The 18112-nt window shown below is 49.4% G+C and carries 14 protein-coding genes and 2 tRNA genes; 13 read left to right on the top strand and 3 right to left on the bottom strand.

Annotated elements, in window-relative coordinates:
* Nucleotide 1: 1 nt before the first annotated feature.
* From OCV68_RS00660 to OCV68_RS00635, 6 genes are all read left to right on the top strand, one after another.
* Complete coding sequence (locus OCV68_RS00660; protein WP_022474990.1) at nt 2-1261, top strand: glycoside hydrolase family 27 protein; 1260 nt, start codon at nt 2-4, stop codon at nt 1259-1261.
* Between the two features lie 13 nt (nt 1262-1274).
* Nucleotides 1275-2627, top strand: coding sequence for an MATE family efflux transporter (locus tag OCV68_RS00655; protein WP_262570115.1), 1353 nt, complete (start codon nt 1275-1277; stop codon nt 2625-2627).
* A 205-nt stretch (nt 2628-2832) separates the two neighbouring features.
* Nucleotides 2833-4164, top strand: a complete 1332-nt coding sequence (locus OCV68_RS00650; RefSeq protein ID WP_262570114.1) for an MATE family efflux transporter — start codon at nt 2833-2835, stop codon at nt 4162-4164.
* A 163-nt stretch (nt 4165-4327) separates the two neighbouring features.
* On the top strand, nt 4328-5461 hold the full coding sequence (locus tag OCV68_RS00645) for a hypothetical protein (protein WP_262570112.1): 1134 nt from the start codon (nt 4328-4330) through the stop codon (nt 5459-5461).
* Nucleotides 5462-5481: 20 nt separating this feature from the next.
* Nucleotides 5482-6879, top strand: coding sequence for a peptidoglycan-binding protein (locus OCV68_RS00640; RefSeq protein WP_262570110.1), 1398 nt, complete (start codon nt 5482-5484; stop codon nt 6877-6879).
* Between the two features lie 18 nt (nt 6880-6897).
* Nucleotides 6898-7434 carry a peptidoglycan-binding domain-containing protein gene (locus OCV68_RS00635; RefSeq protein WP_022474984.1) on the top strand — a complete coding sequence of 179 codons (537 nt, stop codon included), beginning with the start codon at nt 6898-6900 and terminating at the stop codon, nt 7432-7434.
* A 51-nt stretch (nt 7435-7485) separates the two neighbouring features.
* Here the strand turns inward: OCV68_RS00635 and OCV68_RS00630 are convergent.
* Both OCV68_RS00630 and OCV68_RS00625 read right to left on the bottom strand, forming a co-directional pair.
* A tRNA-Thr gene (locus OCV68_RS00630) sits at nt 7486-7561 on the bottom strand.
* Between the two features lie 56 nt (nt 7562-7617).
* Nucleotides 7618-7693, bottom strand: a tRNA-Thr gene (locus OCV68_RS00625).
* A 257-nt stretch (nt 7694-7950) separates the two neighbouring features.
* On the opposite strand from OCV68_RS00625, the gene OCV68_RS00620 reads away from it, so the two are divergent.
* The 7 genes from OCV68_RS00620 (at nt 7951) to OCV68_RS00590 (ending at nt 17561) form a co-directional block, all read left to right on the top strand.
* Nucleotides 7951-10398 carry an extracellular solute-binding protein gene (locus OCV68_RS00620; protein WP_262570108.1) on the top strand — a complete coding sequence of 816 codons (2448 nt, stop codon included), beginning with the start codon at nt 7951-7953 and terminating at the stop codon, nt 10396-10398.
* A gap of 108 nt (nt 10399-10506) precedes the next feature.
* Nucleotides 10507-11580, top strand: coding sequence for a sensor histidine kinase (locus tag OCV68_RS00615; protein ID WP_147622393.1), 1074 nt, complete (start codon nt 10507-10509; stop codon nt 11578-11580).
* 4 nt (nt 11581-11584) lie between these two features.
* Complete coding sequence (locus OCV68_RS00610) at nt 11585-12304, top strand: response regulator (protein ID WP_022474981.1); 720 nt, start codon at nt 11585-11587, stop codon at nt 12302-12304.
* A gap of 16 nt (nt 12305-12320) precedes the next feature.
* A complete protein-coding gene (locus tag OCV68_RS00605; RefSeq protein ID WP_262570107.1) occupies nt 12321-13316 on the top strand; it encodes a YitT family protein in 996 nt (331 codons plus the stop codon).
* Between the two features lie 573 nt (nt 13317-13889).
* On the top strand, nt 13890-14468 hold the full coding sequence (locus OCV68_RS00600; protein ID WP_262570106.1) for a histidine phosphatase family protein: 579 nt from the start codon (nt 13890-13892) through the stop codon (nt 14466-14468).
* Nucleotides 14465-16954 carry a beta-mannosidase gene (locus OCV68_RS00595; RefSeq protein WP_262570105.1) on the top strand — a complete coding sequence of 830 codons (2490 nt, stop codon included), beginning with the start codon at nt 14465-14467 and terminating at the stop codon, nt 16952-16954. Before OCV68_RS00600 ends, OCV68_RS00595 begins: the two co-directional genes overlap by 4 nt.
* A gap of 4 nt (nt 16955-16958) precedes the next feature.
* Nucleotides 16959-17561, top strand: a complete 603-nt coding sequence (locus OCV68_RS00590) for an HD domain-containing protein (protein WP_262570104.1) — start codon at nt 16959-16961, stop codon at nt 17559-17561.
* Between the two features lie 3 nt (nt 17562-17564).
* Here OCV68_RS00590 and OCV68_RS00585 read toward each other — a convergent pair whose 3' ends face one another.
* The gene (locus OCV68_RS00585) at nt 17565-18086 is read right to left on the bottom strand and encodes a phosphatase PAP2 family protein (RefSeq protein WP_262570103.1); all 522 of its coding nucleotides are present in this window, start codon (nt 18084-18086) and stop codon (nt 17565-17567) included.
* Nucleotides 18087-18112 lie beyond the last annotated feature (26 nt).

Raw genomic sequence — 18112 nt, 5'->3', positions numbered from 1 at the left:
TATGAAAACAATGACCGCTCCCATGGGCTGGAACAGCTGGGACTGCTACGGCGCTGCCGTTACCGAGGATATAGTAAGAAAGAACGCCGATTTTATGGCAAAGCACCTGAAAAAATACGGCTGGGAATACATTACCGTGGATATCCAGTGGTACGAACCTAATGTAAAGACCCACGAATACACTCCCTTTGCAAAGCTCTGCATTGACGAATATTCCAGGGTGATACCTGCCGAGAACCGCTTCCCATCTTCCGCAGGGGGAAAGGGCTTTGCACCTCTGGCAGAATATGTTCACTCGCTGGGACTTAAATTCGGCATACATATTATGAGGGGCATTCCCCGTCAGGCGGTATATGAACGCACCAAAATAAAGGGCACGGACAAAACTGCCGCCGATGTTGCCAAGACCGACAGCATCTGCGCATGGAACACGGATATGTACGGCGTTGACCCTGCAAAGCCCGGCGCAAAGGAATATTACGACAGCATTTTTGAGCTTTATGCTTCATGGGGCGTTGACTTTGTAAAGTGCGACGACATTGCAAGAGAGCTTCCTAAGGAGGAAAGCGAGCTTATTATGCTGAGCGATTCCCTGAAAAACTGCGGGCGTGATATGGTGCTCAGCCTTTCCCCCGGGCCTGCCCTCCTTGAAAAAGCCGAGCTTTACAAGCAGGTGTCCAATATGTGGCGCATTACCGACGATTTCTGGGATAACTGGCAGCTGCTTTACAATATGTTCGAGCGCTGCGAAAAGTGGGCGCCCCACAACGGCGCAGGTCACTGGGCAGACGCCGATATGCTCCCCATAGGATACATAAAGCAGGATTACTCCCCCGACATCACCACCCGGTTCACTAAGGACGAACAGGTAACAATGCTCACCCTGTGGAGCATCTTCCGCTCCCCTCTTATCATAGGCGGAGAAATGACCAAATTCGATGATTTCACCATGAGCCTGCTGACAAACGAGGGTATCCTTAAAATGCACCGAAACGCCCGCCACTCACATCAGGTATGGCGCAGAAAAATGAACGGCAGCGAGATAGTCCTCTGGACTGCGGCTGACGCAGAGGGCGGTCAGTATGCGGCGCTTTTCAACATAGGCGAGAATGCGGCAGACATATCAGTCCCCCTTACGGAGCTTGAGATATATGAGGCAAAGGACATTACCGAGCTTTGGAGCAATGAAGCTTTCCATGCCGATAACATCAGTGCCGACCTTGCGCCCCATTCGGCAAAGGCATATTACCTGAGCCGCTGAAAGAAGTGTTATTATGACTAAAAGCATGACCGAGGGCAATCCCTTGAAGCTTATTTTCAGCTTTGCCCTACCACTGCTGCTGGGAAATCTTCTGCAGCAGACCTATAACATAATAGATTCAGCCATTGTGGGCAGAGTGCTGGGAGCAAACGCCCTTGCCGCCGTGGGAGCGTCATCGAGCGTGCAGTTTCTTGTGCTGGGCTTCTGCACGGGAATATGCTGCGGCTTCGGAATACCGCTGGCAAAATATTTCGGTGCGGGCGACAGGGACAAAATGCGCTGCTGCATATTCAATTCCGCACTGCTCACCGCAGGGGCGGCGGTCATCATAACCACCGTCTGCGCTGTTTTCTGCACAGCCATACTCCATATGCTCTCCACTCCCGACAATATCTTCGGGGACGCATATTCCTATCTGCTGATAATATTTCTTGGCATACCCTTTACACTGCTGTACAATCTCCTTGCCTGCATACTAAGAGCCGTGGGAGACAGCAGAACGCCTTTTATATTCCTGGGAATATCCTCGGTGCTGAATATCTTCCTTGACCTTTTATTTATAGTAGTGTTCCGAATGGGCTGCGCAGGTGCGGCGGCAGCTACCGTAACCGCTCAGGCAGTCAGCGGGATACTCTGCTTCATCTACATAAAAAAGCATTTCCCCGAGCTTGCCCTTTCCCCTCAGGACAGGCAGGCAAACGGAAAAATGATATGGCAGCTCATTACAATGGGCGTGCCTATGGGTCTGCAATACTCCATAACCGCCATTGGCAGCATGGTGATGCAGTCCGCAAACAACAGTCTGGGCAGCGTATATATCTCAGGATTTACCGCAGGAATGAGGATAAAGCAGTTTGCCATGTGTCCCTTTGACGCCATTGCAACGGCAGTGTCCGTATTCTGCGGACAGAACCTTGGCGCAGGCAAGCCTGACCGCATAAAAAAGGGCATTTTTCAGGGAGTGGCTTCCGCTGTTGCCTACGGAATTGTGTCTGGACTGGTGCTTATTTTTCTGGGCAGAACGCTGTCGCTCATATTCATTGACCCCTCCGAAACGGAGATACTTAACGCAGCGGCAAAATATCTGCGCTGTCTTGGCTTCTTCTACTGGTGCCTTGGTTCCCTCTGCGTTGTAAGAATGAGCATTCAGGGACTTGGCTTCTCGGGCAGAGCCATAATCTCGGGCATTATAGAAATGGCGGCAAGGATCATCGTAAGCATGGGCTTTGTGGGCACATTAGGCTACACTGCCATATGCTTTGCCGACCAGACCGCATGGGTGACAGCTTTCCTGTACGTGCTTCCCATGTGCATTCACTGCATACACAAGGTATCAAAGAGCATTGAAACGCCCGTTAATATCTGATACATTTGTATATAACATTTTATTTGTTGACATAATATATACATTAGTATATAATTTGCTTATTATGTTCATCGGAGGACTTAAAGCCGCAGCTTTAACGGTCGGAAAAGATGTCGAGTGCGCTCGGTCACGGTACAAAAAAGTACCTGATCGGGCGCTTTTTGTATTTACAGGATTAGTATTAAAACATGAAAGGAAGATCAGCATGAAGATACAGCTTTCGGATCATTTTACCTGCAAACGTCTGCTTAAATTCGTTCTGCCGTCAGTGGTGATGATGATATTCACATCTATCTACGGCGTTATCGACGGTCTGTTTGTGTCGAATTTCGTCGGAAAGACACCATTTGCGGCGGTTAATTTCATTATGCCCATACTGATGATGATGAGCGCACTGGGCTTTATGATAGGCTCAGGCGGAAGCGCCATTACGGCAAAAACTCTCGGCGAGGGCGATAACGCAAAGGCAAACGGCGTTTTCTCGCTGATGGTATATACCGCTATAATTCTGGGAATTATTCTTACCATGGTAGGTCAGCTTGCCCTGCGCCCCTTGTCGGCAGCTCTGGGAGCTGAGGGGGAATTGCTTGAATACTGCGTTTCATACGGCAGGATAATACTTCTGGCGCTTACGCCTTTTATGCTCCAGAACGTGTTCCAGAGCTATTTTGTCACTGCCGCAAAGCCACATATAGGTCTTGCGGTAACGGTTGCGGCAGGCGGCGCAAACATTGTGGGAGATTACCTTTTCATCGCCGTTTTCAAGTGGGGCATAGAGGGAGCGGCTCTTGCGACAGCTCTCAGCCAGTGCATAGGCGGACTTGTTCCCCTGTTCTACTTTGCACGTAAAAATTCCAGCCTGCTGAAGCTCGGCAAGCCTCTTATTGATATGAAGCTGCTGCTCGATGCCTGTATAAACGGCTCCTCTGAGCTTATGACAAACATTGCAATGTCGCTGGCAAATATGCTCTACAACTATCAGTTGATGAAGATAGCCGGTGAGGACGGCGTTGCGGCATATGGCGTTATAATGTATGCGGCATACATCTTTGCGGCAATATATATCGGCTTCTCGATAGGCAGCGCCCCGGTCACATCATATCATTACGGTGCAAAAAATCACGGCGAGCTGAAAAATCTCTTCGCCACCAGCCTGAAAATACTTGCGGCGGCAGCTGTCATCATAACGCTGCTTTCGATACTCATGGCAGGCAGACTGACAAAAATTTTTGTAGGCTATGATCAGGAGCTTTACGAGATGACAAGCCACGGTTTCAGACTTTATTCCATGTCATTCCTGCTCTGCGGCTTCAACATCTATGCTTCCTCGCTGTTCACCGCCCTTGGAAACGGAGCGGTCTCCGCAGCCATATCCTTCCTCAGAACGCTGCTTTTCCAGGTGATATCCGTGCTGATACTTCCCCTTATCCTGGGAATAAACGGCATATGGCTGGCTGTTACCGCAGCGGAGGTCATGGCTCTGGCTGTAACGGTAACGTTTCTTATCAAATACCGAAACAAATATCATTACGCATAAATAACAAAGAAATGGGCTGTTGCAGAGTTGAACTGCGACAGCCTTTTTTGATTTGTCCGTACCTTGTGTATCGCTCCTTTTTGCATATCTCCATACTGTGCTGAATATATATTGTCAGACACACAAAAGTGTATCATAACAATAAATATCGGAGGTATGCAGATTGAACGGTAACGAGCTTAACAACATGGCGCAGCGCTACAAGGACGAAATGATGCGCCTTTACAAAAAAAGCGGAGCTTCCGACAATGCAGTCGGCACGGCAGGCAGTCAGAGCTTCTCCGCTCCTCAGGAACGTCAGCAGACACAGGCACAGCAAAATTCCCCATCTATGCAGACTTTCCCGGCTCAGAACAGCTATCAGGCATCACATTCTCAGCCCTGTCCCTCTTCTCAAAGCGGTACAAGGGATATGTCGGGAACTCCCGTGCCGAATGTACCTAACGCAAGCTTTTTCGGCTCGGCAAATCAGAATTCTCAGGGTACAGTCAATATCCCCGTTTCCTGCGAATGCCGCTTTCCCACGGCGGAGAGCATCATAAACAGCATTGCCCAAACGCCTGTTACGCTGCCTATCACTCCCGAGGATAACCCTCCCCCTGTGGTTCAGGATTCTTTCACTCAGGTACAGCCACGCTCATCTCAGCAGCAGGACACCCGCCAGACCCGTCAGGCTGCGGATAATTCCCGCCGTGTTCAGGTGGATACGGGACTTAGCGGCATCATGCTCAACTCCTCCCCCGACGAAGCTACATATACAGTGCCCTCGGAAAGCGAGAACCCTCAGGAGATAATGCCGGATTTTCCTCTTCCCGCAGATATCCCTGCGGACTCATCGGAAGCAGCGCCGTCAATAGCCTCGTTCCTGCCGTCAATGGGCTGGGTATCCATGACGGGAGACAACAGCTGGGGATTTTTGCAGTTCGACGTTTTCACCGCAGGCGGCGCATATCCCGTGCAGGGCGCACTTGTTACTGTAACAAAGCAGCTGCCCTCAGGCTCGGGTCTGGTAAGGATACTTTTCTCAAACAGAAGCGGACGCACTGCGACCATCGCTCTCCCCGCTCCGTCAAGGTCATTCTCCCAGTCTCCCGGAAGCACCACCCGCCCATTCTCGGAATACAGCGTGACTGTAAGGGCTAAGGGCTATTACACCATCAGGGACATAAAGATACCCATTTTTGCGGGAGTAAAGACAGTGCAGCCCATTGACCTTATCCCTCTGCCCGAATACGGCGGCATACAGCCAAGAAACAGCTCTGACAACAGCATAACTGACTCCCCCTCTGTGGGATAACACCTTAAAAGGAGGAGCAAATGACAGGAGAACCCTTTATCCCCGAAAAGATAACCGTACATCTTGGCGCACCCGATGACAGGAGCGCCATGAACGTTACGGTGAATTTCGTGGACTACATCAAAAACGTAGGCTCCAGCGAGCTTTATCCCACATGGCCAGAATCCGCCCTGAGAGCAAACCTTTACGCCATAATCTCCTTTGCGCTCAACCGCATATACACCGAATGGTACCCCTCCAGAGGATATGATTTCGATATCACCAACGACACACGGTACGACCAGTATTACGTCCACGGCAGGGATATTTTCCAGCCCATAAGCGATATCGTTGACGAGATATTCAACAATTATATCCGCAGGCAAGGCTCGGTGGAGCCGCTTTTTGCCTCGTACTGCGACGGTGTGAGAACTCAGTGTGAGGGTCTGAAGCAATGGGGAACGGTGGATCTGGCGGAGCAGGGCTATATCCCTTATCGGATACTTACCTATTATTACGGAGACAATATCGACATCGTGCAGAACGCCCCCGTTGCGCCCAATATCCCCTCATATCCCGGCACGCCAATTCAGATAGGCAGTGCGGGAGACAATGTTATACGTATCCAGACACAGCTAAACAGGATAGCGGGAAATTACCCTGCCATACCTAAGATAGAGCCTGTAACAGGCTACGTTGATACCAACACCGCCGACGCTGTGGAAGCCTTTCAGCGGATATTCAACCTCCCCGTAACAGGCGTGGTGGATAAAGCCACATGGTACAAGATAAACTTCATCTTCACAAGCGTTACCCAGCTGGCGGAGCTTACCTCCGAGGGGCTTACAATAAGCGACCTGGGGCTTAATCTCCCCAAGGCGCTGGTCATGGGCGACTCGGGCGGAAATGTTCGTGCGCTCCAGTATCTTCTTTCGGTAATCGGTGCGTATTATGACGCAGTGCCGCCCATAAGCGTAACGGGAACCTATGACGAGGCAACAGCAAACGCCGTATCCGCTTTCCAACAGCTTTACGGTCTGCCACAGACAGGCGAGACGGACAGCAGGACATGGGAGGACATCTACCGTGCCTACAAGGGCATAGCAGACAGTGTTCCCGTCAGCAGTTTCAGGGAAGAGATAGCCCTATACCCCGGAGTAATGCAGCGTGAGGGTATGCAGAACGAATATGTGCGCATACTCCAGCAATATCTGACTGAGATACACAGGGAATATCCCCAGATACCCCAGGTAAGCGACACGGGATATTTCGGTCCCGTGACAAAAAGCGCCGTCACCGCATTCCAGCGCACCTTTGGGCTGAATCCCACGGGAAGCGTGGGAGCGGAAACGTGGAGCAGGATAGGCGATGTCTATAGCCGTGTAAAGTACGGCTATGTAAAGCCTGCGGGTCAGTTCCCGGGATATACCATAAGATGACGAAAGGACGGTGACAGCATGACGGAAAATATCATACCCGTTTCTCCCGAAGAGCATGGGAAGAACATTTCGGATATACAGACATATCTCAGGGAGATACACCAGAGTGGGGCAAACGTCCGCTCAGTCATACCCGACGGGATATACGGTCAGCACACAAGGGACGCAGTTTCCGATTTTCAGCGCAGCATAGGCATTCCCGAAACGGGAGAAGTGAACAAGGACACCTGGAACGCCATTTTCGCCGCATATGACGATGCCAGGCGCAACCTAAATATGCAGGAGGGCATAACCCCATTCCCCGCCCTTGACGAGATAATGACCGAGGGCGACAGCGGAACATCGGTGCTTATGCTGCAGGCAATGTTAAACACCATTGCGGGAATGCACATAAACATTGCCATGAACGACATGAACGGATATTATGGCGAAAACACTGCCCTTGCCGTGTCGGAGATACAGGCAGCGTCGGGACTTCCCCCCACAGGGCAGACGGATATCCGCACCTGGAACACCATTGTACGCATTTTCAACGCCGCCGCAGAGGACTGCTGAGCCTATAAACGCCAAAATGCCCCATGATCTAAGGACCATGGGGCTTTGTTTTGGAGCTGATTACCAGATTTGAACTGGTGACCTCATCCTTACCAAGGATGTGCTCTACCAACTGAGCTAAATCAGCATATTTGATTTTAGAACCGATGCATGCAGCCCGCATAAAACGGACTGCATTACGGTTGGAGCTGATTACCAGATTTGAACTGGTGACCTCATCCTTACCAAGGATGTGCTCTACCAACTGAGCTAAATCAGCGACCGCACTAATCAAAGTGCTTTATTATTATATACTTTTCGACGGCATCTGTCAAGAGTTTTCGCAAAATTTAATTTTAAATTTTTTATGAAGTGCATTTTAGCCGCTTTCCTGCGTGATATGACGGCAAAATTATCATCGCAGGACAAAAAAATATTTCTTAATGATAACAAATTATTACAGTTTTAAAGGGGGTATGGAAAAAAAGAAAGAGATATGATATAATGACATAAGTTAAAGAAAGGACGGTAAGACATATGAAATTATTAAAGTCTAACAAAACAGCAGCCAAGCGTACCGCCTGCATTCTTACAGCGGGTATGATGGCTCTTTCCACAGGTCTCTTTACCGCCTGCGGTGATAAAAATCAGGGCAGCGGTTCCAACAGCGCAGTTGTAGATCAGAGCGAGGCTCTTAAAACTCTTGCATATAAGGTAACTGATGTTCCCATAAATTTTGAGCTGAGCGGCAATGTTACCTGTAAGAACAATCTGTTCTACAGTGTTTCCACCGTTTATAACAATGAAGGCGACAACTATTTCTCCGATTCCAGCATTGTTGTATTTGACGCATCCGGAAACACCGTGCTCACTATCCCTGCTTTCAAGCAGACTGACCCCAACGAATATGCCTATATCTCAGGCGATGTTTATGCAGATGATGCGGGAAACATCACATTCGTGCTTTCATATAACAAGTACGATGACGAAGGCAACAGCGAAAGCTCAAACACCCTTTACACCTATGACAGCACAGGCAATCCGGTAAGCTCTATCGATCTTTCCAAGGTAGTTACTCAGGAAGATAATGACAACAACAGATATTTCAACAACTATATAGTAGATTCTCAGGGCAATATTTACATCAGCCTTTCCACCTGCATAAGAGTTTGCGACAAGTCGGGCAATGTGCTTTTCACCACTCCCGAAGCCAATGGCGACAATGAGTGGCTGAACGGTCTTATCTTCACCAACAACGGTGTTCCTGCCGTATATAAGTATTCCTACAGCGATACAGGCAGCTCCGCAAAGCTGGTGGAGATAGATTTGAACGCCAAGGGCTACGGCAAGGAGTACGAGCTTGGCTCCAGCATAAACACCATTTACAGCGGCAGCGGCGATTACCTCTGCTACAGCTCCTCCGATACAGGCATCGTTGGCGTAAGAGCTGACAATCTCCAGACTGAGAGCGTTCTTAACCTCCTTAATCTGGGTATCGACAACTCAAACATCAACTCCATGGCTGTAAACGACGACGGCTCCTTTGTTACCGTTGGCTACGACTACAGCGGAATGACTGCACGCTCCACTCTGAGCCTCATCACTCCCATCGACTCCTCCGAGGTCAAGGAAAAGAAGGTTCTTACTCTGGGCTGCTTCTACATCGACTGGAATATCCGCTCCCAGATAGCTGAGTTCAACAAGACAAACGAGGATTACACCATCTACGCTACCAGCTACAGCGAGTCCAATGACACCTCCGATTATACAGCAGCGCTCACAAAGTTCAATAACGAGATACTTGCGGGCAATGTTCCCGATATCCTCCTTATCAGCAGCGGAATGCCCTACAACAGCTACGCTTCCAAGGGACTTTTCGCTGACCTTTACGAGTTTATGGATAAGGACGACGTTTATAACAGAGACGCATTTATGCCCAATGTGCTGAAGGCTATGGAAAAGGACGGCAAGCTTTACGAGATAACTCCTTCCTTCACTGTCCAGACCTATGCCGCAAAGAAGTCGCTGGTAGGCGATGCTACCTCCCTTACCATGGATCAGGCAAACCAGATACTTGCTACCATGCCCGAGGGCGCAACCCTTACAAACGACAGCCAGACAATGACTGCTTCTAACTTCCTCAGCACAGCCATTACATTCTCCAACTTCGTTGACTATACAAACGCAACCTGCAACTTTGATTCTCCCGAGTTCAAGGCAATCCTGGAGACTGCAAAGAAATATCCCGCTGAGATAGATTATGACGCTCTCTACAACGATAACCCCAACTACTGGATGGAGCAGGAGACCGCCTGCCGTGAGAACAGAGCGCTGCTTTACAGCGTATATTTCAACGATTTCAGCATCTACACCAACACCAGAGACGCATACTTCGGCGAGGACATCAGCTTTGTAGGCTTCCCCGGTTCGGGCGCTGCAAACGCTACAGGCTCCGTTATCAGCACAGGCTCCGAGATCGCAGTATCCTCCAAGTCCAAGTACAAGGACGGCGCATGGGAGTTCATTAAGCTGGTGCTTGACAACGCTGTAGGCGAGCAGGATTCGGGCAATTACGGTGTTGCCATTACAAGCGACGCATCTGTTGCAGAAGCGGCTGACGAAGCAGTAAAGCGCATTACTTCCCAATACTACGGTCTCCCTGTTGTAAAATCCCAGCTCCAGGCACTCGGTCAGCAGGCGACTATTCCCCAGACCTATACCGATACTGACGGAACCGTTCAGCAGGTTGACAACACCTACTATGTTGGCAACACCGAGGTAAAGGTAAACCTCATCACTCAGGACGAGGTAAATATGCTCATAGATTACTTCTCCACAGTGGATACCATTGCAAGATACGATGAAAGCCTTACAGACATCATCAATGAAGAAGCAAACAATTACTTCAAGGGCACAAAATCCGTTGACGAGACCGCTTCTCTTATCCAGTCCAGAGCAAGCATCTACCTCAGCGAACAGTACTGATAATAATTTCCGCAGCGGGGCGTATCGTCCCGCTGTTTTTCTTAACGTGAATTTAGCAATAATGTATGGTATAATGTTAAAAGAGCAACTGTAAACGGAGGAAGGGATATGCGGAAGTTCAGTCTGAAAAAGCAGCTCGGCGCTTTGCCCGAGCGGAAAGACTACATCTTCACGCTGGCTGTGCTTGGTGTGGCGTGTGTGCTGAGCGCACTGCTGGTAAACTTTGACGGCAGCAGCTATGTACAGCTCATATTCGTACTGGCTGTGGCGGTGATATCACGGTTCACCAACGGATACCTGTGCAGTCTGATTTCATCGCTGCTGGGAATGTTCGCCGTAAATTACGCATTCACATATCCCTACTTCAAGCTGAATTTCAGTATTACAGGCTACCCTGTTACATTTGCCACAATGCTGCTGGTATCTGTAATAATAGGAATGCTCACCTCTCAGATGAAAGAGCAGAGCAAGGTCTGGGCTGAAATGGAAAAGGAAAAAACAAGAGGCAACCTGCTCAGAGCCGTATCCCATGATATCCGAACTCCCCTTACATCAATATCGGGCGCTGCCTCCGCAATCCTTGAAAATAAGGACAAGCTTGATGAACAGGGCATGATGAGCCTTGTTACCGACATCAAGGAAGATGCGGAGTGGCTCATAAGAATGGTGGAAAATATCCTCACCGTCACACGCATAAGCGAGGAAACGGGAACTATCAGCAAAACACCCGAAGCCGCAGAGGAGATAATCAGCGAGGCTGTTATGAAGTTCAGGCGGCGCTATGATGTTCCCGTTGAAATAACTATCCCCGACGAGCTTATGCTCATACCAATGGACGCAATACTTATAGAGCAGGTAATAGTAAATCTTCTGGAAAACAGCGTGCTCCACGGAAAAACCACTACCCTTATAAAGCTGACGCTTTCCTCTGACGGGGAAAACGCAGTATTTTCCGTGGCGGACAACGGCAGCGGCATCAACGAGAAAAAGCTGCCAATGCTTTTCAGCGGCTACTTTATCCACGCAGAAGAGCAGAGCGGAGACGTGAAGAGAAACATGGGAATAGGTCTCTCGGTCTGCCTTACAATAATAAAAGCCCACGGCGGAACAATGACCGCAGGAAATCTCCCCGAGGGCGGTGCTGAATTCACATTTACACTTCCACTGGAAAGGGCGCTGTAAAAAAATGGAAATTAAAAACAAAGTGCTGATAATCGAAGACGAGAGAAGAATAAGCAACTTTCTCTGCACAGTCCTTAAAGCCAATAACTATGATGTTATATCGGCGGTAACGGGGAATGACGCCTGCGCTGTCATCAACTCCCACTGCCCCGATGTGATTATCCTTGACCTTGGTCTGCCCGATATGGACGGCACCGAGATACTCAGGTCGGTACGGAAGTGGTCATCTATGCCGATAATCGTGGTGTCGGCAAGAAGCTCCGAAAAGGACAAGGTAACAGCTCTTGAGCTGGGCGCTGACGACTACATAACAAAGCCATTCGGCACCCAGGAGCTGCTGGCACGGATAAAAACTGCTATCCGCCACACCCGCACCACATCGCCCGATAATCAGATCGCAGTTACGGGAGTTTTCCGCACAGGCGGTCTGGAAATAGACTATGACAAGTACCGTGTGTATGTTGACGGTCAGGACACGAACCTTACCCAGAACGAGTTCAAGATAGTGGCTCTCCTGGGCAAGAACGCAGGAAAGGTGCTTACCTACGACTACATAATAAAGCAGCTCTGGGGACCCCATGCCAAGACAGATAACCAGATACTCCGTGTGAATATGGCGAATATCAGACGAAAGATCGAGAAAAAGCCCGCCGAACCCAAGTATATCTTCACCGAGGTGGGCGTAGGCTACAGAATGACCGACGGAGAAACGTCGAAAAACTAAAAAGGTTGGTATGTCAATGAGCAAACTCAAAGAGGAGCTTAAAAAGCTCAAACCCCTGAACTTTCTGCTGCTTACCCTTTCGGGCACGATAAATGCCATAGGCATCGTGTTCTTTCTCGCCCCCGTGAACCTGTTCGACAGCGGATTTTCAGGTACGGCAATGTTCTTCAACGAGATAACAGGCATTCCGCTGGCAGTTTTCCTGCTGGTGCTGAATATCCCCTTCTTCATATTCGGATATAAGCGGCAGGGAACGGTGTTCACCATATACTCCATTTATGCCGTGCTGATATATTCGCTGGCTTCGTTCGTGATAACGAATATCCTGCCAATAGATGTGTCAAGCTCATCGCCATTTGCAGGCACCGACCTGCTGCTGTGCGCAATCTTCGGCGGACTTATCTCAGGCGTGGGCAGCGGCCTTACCATCAGGTTCGGCGGGGCCATCGACGGCGTGGAAGTTATGTCCGTTATATTCGCAAAGCGAATGGGAATAACGGTAGGCACATTTGTTATGATATACAACGTTTTCCTGTATATCATCATCGGAATAGTTTGCAACTCATGGGTGCTTCCAATGTACTCAATTCTCACCTATGCCGCCGCACTTAAATCCGTGGACTTTATCGTTGACGGTTTCGACAAGGCAAAGGCAGCAATGATAATCACCAGCAAGCCGAACGAGATATGCGCCCGCCTCTCGGAGAGCTTCGGCAGAGGAATCACGCTTATCAAGGCAAACGGATACTACTTCAATACCGAAAAAACTCTTGTATATTTTGTAATCAACCGTTTCCAGATAGGAAAGCTCAAAGATATAGTTTCGTCCATTGACCCCTATGCGTATGTTACAATAAACGACATTTCCGACGTGCTGAGAAGCTCGGTAAGAGCCAAAGGCCCTACGGACGATAAGCCCGGCGTTTCCGCCGTATATGCGTCCGAAGCCGTTGCCGGCAGTGCTGACAAAGAAAGTGAGCCTGCGCTCCCCGATGAGATAACCGAAAAATAAAAGATATAACATATAGCTGTTGCACAAGATGCAGCAGCTATTTTTTGTAAAGCGGACAAAACAAGAAAGTCCACATAAATAAGCACAAAGGTAAAGGGTTTAGGTCAAGCCTTTTTCCCGAAAGGCTTGCGGGTGTCCAGAGGGCAGAGCCATCTGGTCGCTGCTCGCAAGCAGCGAAATCCGTTTGCGAAAGGCTTGAATGATTAAACCGTTAGCCAACTAATTAAAAATTCCTAAAGCCGCCTGCACCGAAAACTCAAAGTCAAGCAGAATGTAAGTTTCATCTCAATCAGATAAAAAACTATTAAATGCAGGCGGCTTGAAACCAAGAGACATTCCGTCAGGAATGGCGATTTTGGTTTCCGCCGTAAGGCGCAGGTACGGACTATCTTACCAATTCATTTTGCTATGGCTGTATATTTCTAACGCCGCCAAAGCCCTCCTCACCCAATTTATCAGCATAATATTTTCCCACATTACCGCAGTAAATATTATTGCCGATATTGACAAAGCCCGCCGCCAAAGGTATAATAATAATTATAGAAAAGTGATAAATAAACAGAGGAGAACCCTATGAAAATATATTTTACCCGCCATGGCGAGACCGAGTGGAACAGCCGTGATGTCATATGCGGAACTACCGATATCGGCCTTACCGCAAGGGGCATCGGTCAGGCGGAAGCTCTGGCGGCGGATATCGCTGTGAACCACCGTGACATTGATATGATAATATGCTCGCCTATGAAGCGTGCCATGGCAACTGCCGCTCCCATCGGAGCTGCTCTGGAGATCGAACCTGTCACCGACAGCCGCCTCAGGGAATGGAACTACGGCAGCTACGAGGGCAGACCCCGTGACGCTGAGGGCTATGCGGACGCAAAGCTGGAATTCGGCTGCCGTATGCCCGACAGAGGAGAATCCGTTTTTGACGTGGTGAGCCGTGTGTATGGTCTTATCGACGAGCTGCGTGAAAAATATGCAGATAAGACTATCCTGCTGGTATGCCACGGCGGCGTGTGCAGGGTAATCGAGACCTATTACCGAAACATGACACGAAAGGAATTTTCCTGCTTTTTTATGGGCAACTGCGAGCTGAGAAGCTTTGAAACCGAGACCTGCCCCCACCGAACAGAAAGGAATGAAATTATATGAAACAGTCTCTTAACGGCATCTGGCGGCTTTACGGCGCCGATGATAAGCTTAAATATGACCTTAAAGCCAAAGTCCCCGGCTCTTTGTACTACACACTTATGAAGTACGGGCTGATGAAAGACCCCTATTACCGTGAAAATGAGTATAAGGCTACCGATATCAGCCGTGGAGACTGCGTTTATGAGCGCCGTTTCCCGCTGACGGAAGAAATGCTTTCCGCCGAGACACTGCTGTTGAAATTCCACGGGATAGACACCATAGCAGATATCTTCCTCAACGGCGAGCTGCTGGGCAGGGCGGAGAATATGCACCGTGAATATGTTTTTGACATCACGGGAAAAGCAAAAGAGACGGATAATCTTCTTGAAGTGAAGATATACTCCCCCATAAAGTACATAGAGGAAAAGAACGCCGAAACTCCCCTGTGGGGCGTGGCTTCCACCATGGCAGGCTATCCCCATATCCGCAAGGCGCATTATATGTTCGGCTGGGACTGGGGCCCAAAGCTCCCAGACATGGGCATATGGCGTGATGTTGAACTTATTGCGGTAAACGGCGGACTTATTGACGGCGTTTACGTAAAACAGGATCACAGCAAGGTATCCGAGGGCACTGTAGGTCTGGATATTGACATCACCGCAGGCTACACCTCGGACAGAGAGCTTGAAGCAGAGGTGAAGATCACTGCTCCCGACGGCTCCGCCGTGACCGAGAAAGCAGTTATTGACAGCAGACGCACTTCCGTTCATATTGATATAAGCGACCCCAAGCTCTGGTACCCCAGAGGATACGGTGAGCAGCCATTGTACAAGCTTTCGGTAACTCTCCTTGACGGCGAAAATACAGCCGACAAATATGAGTGCGAGATAGGTCTCAGAACCGTTACCGTCAGCACCGCTCCCGATGAATACGGCGAGGAATTTGCCTTTGTGGTAAACGGGCTGAAAATTTTTGCCATGGGCGCAAACTACATTCCCGAAAATCAGATTATCCCCAAGTGCTCCCCCTCAAAAACAGAGAGACTTTTAAAGCAGTGCTGCCTTGCAAACTTCAACATGATACGTGTCTGGGGCGGCGGATATTATCCCGACGACAGCTTCTATTCCGCCTGCGACAGAATGGGTCTGCTGGTATGGCAGGACTTTATGTTCGCCTGCTCGGTATATAAGGCTGACAGAGACTTCTGCGAGAACGTTATGAACGAGGTGGCAGACAACGTAAAGCGCATAAGAAATCACCCGTCGCTGGCACTGTGGTGCGGCAACAACGAGATAGAGTCCATGTGGCAGTACTGGGGCATTGATGCTGACCCCAAGTACAAATCGGACTATCTGCGGCTGTTTGAAGCCCTTATCCCAAAGGTTTTGCGCCACTATGACCCTGTTACCTATTATCACCCTTCTTCCCCCTCTTCGGGCGGAAGCTTTGACGAAAGCAGCGCCGAAAACAGGGGCGATTCCCACTACTGGGACGTATGGCACGGTCTGAAGCCATTTACCGATTACTATAAATACAACTTCCGTTTTTGCTCGGAGTACGGCTTCGAGTCTCTGCCCTCCATAAAAACGATACGCACCTTTGCGGAGGAAGATGACCTGAACCTCTGCTCCCCTGTTATGGAAGCACATCAGAAGTGCGAGGCAGGCACGGAAAAGATAATGTACTACCTTGCTCAGATGTCCCGCTACCCTTATGATTTCAAGGGGCTTATCTACGCCACCCAGATGGTGCAGTCGGACGCTGTACGCCTTAATGCGGAGCATATGCGCCGCCACAGAGGCAGAAGCATGGGCTGCCTTTACTGGCAGGTCAACGACTCCAACCCTGTTATTTCATGGTCGTCAATAGACTGTTATCACCGCTGGAAAGCGCTCCATTACCGTGCCCGTCACTTCTTTGCTCCCGTGCTTATCTCCGCAGACTGCGAAAATCTTGACGAGATAAACCTGTATGTTTCCTCCGAAAGGCAGCAGGCTTTTGAGGGTAAGATACACTGGTGCTCACGAAAAAACACGGGCGAGATCATCTGCGAGGGAAGTGAGGATATCACAATATCTCCCCTTTCGGCTGAGATGTTCGTGACGCTCACTCCCGAAAATACGAAAGTCACAAAGGATATGCGCAGCACATCATACATAGAGTTCTCCCTCTCGGAAAACGGCAGCATCATCAGCGAGAACACCTGCCTGTATGTTCAGCCCAAGGCGTTCAGATTTGCTGACCCTGCACTTTCATATGACGTGGAGGACGCAGGCAAGCGCTTTAAGATAACCATTAACGCCAAAGCCTTTGCAAAGGGCGTGTGCCTTGACCTTACGGAAGGCGACTGCCTGTTCTCGGACAACTGGTTCGATATGCACAGCGGCAGCGTGACGGTCTATGCAAGCAAGGCAAATCTTCCCGAAAAGATCACTGCAAAGAAATTCAAGGAAAACCTCAGCATAGTCTCATATTACGAGGCACTGCACCTTTCAGGAAAGGAATGATCCGATGCAGAATGAAGAGCATGATATCGCCGCCTTAAAGCAGCGATTCCTGGATATTTACAAAACAAATATAAAAAGAGAGGGAGCAGATAAGCTTCTTGACTACCTGCTCTCTCCCAAAAGCGACTTTTTCACAGCCCCCGCCAGCACCCGCTATCACGGCTCATACGAGGGGGGACTTTTGCAGCACAGCCTTAACGTTTACGACTGCCTGCGGGACTATATGGACCGCCCCCGTGTAAAGGAGCTTTATAACCTCACTGCAGACGATGAGACCATAGCCCTCATATCATTGCTCCATGACATATGCAAGGTGAACTTCTACAAGACCGACTACCGCAACGCCAAGAACGACCGGGGCGTGTGGGAAAAGGTGCCGTATTACACCATTGACGATACTCTCCCCTACGGTCACGGGGAAAAATCGGTGTATATCATAACGGGCTTTATGCGCCTTACCCGTGAAGAAGCCTTTGCTATCCGCTTCCATATGGGCTTTTCAGGCTCGGAGGACATCAACCTTGTGGGCAGAGCCTTTGAGAAATTCCCCCTTGCCTATGCTCTCCATGCGGCGGACATGGAAGCAAGCTATTTCCTTGAAAGATAACCGCTATATCACCCAGAAGCCAACAACGCCGACAGCCAGTGACAATACCGTCCCGAACACCACATCAAGCGGGAAATGCACGCCCATAACAGGCCGTGAAGCGGCAATGAGCAGGGCAATTATCATCATAACTATGCCGAAAGGCAGGCTTATGTACATACACGCCAGCGCTATTATAACGGCGCAGGCTGTATGACGGCTGGGGCAGGATTTTCCCTTGGTGGATTTGCTCACCAAAGACTTTATGGGGTATTTCTCATAAGGTCTGGGGAAGTTAAGACCGCTCCTTACCGCAGTTACCAGCAGAAATGCCGCCGCAGGGACTATCACAGCCCTTACGATGCGCATATCTTTGTTTGCCGCAAGATATACCAGCAGAAAAACATATGCCGCATAAACGGCGTATGTTGACAGCTTTGAAAACAGCTTCAAAGCCTTTATCCTTCTCTCGTCAGCCCTGAAAAAGCTTTCTGTTTTTTCATACTGCCTCAGATATTTTTCGCAATGCTTTTCATAGAAATTCAAAATAACGCCTCCGAACAAAACAAAAG

It is taken from the genome of Huintestinicola butyrica (assembly GCF_025567215.1).
Lineage (GTDB): Bacteria > Bacillota > Clostridia > Oscillospirales > Ruminococcaceae > Huintestinicola > Huintestinicola butyrica.
The sequence above is the reverse complement of the archived record's forward strand: the minus strand, read 5'-3'. Positions and strand labels throughout refer to the sequence as shown.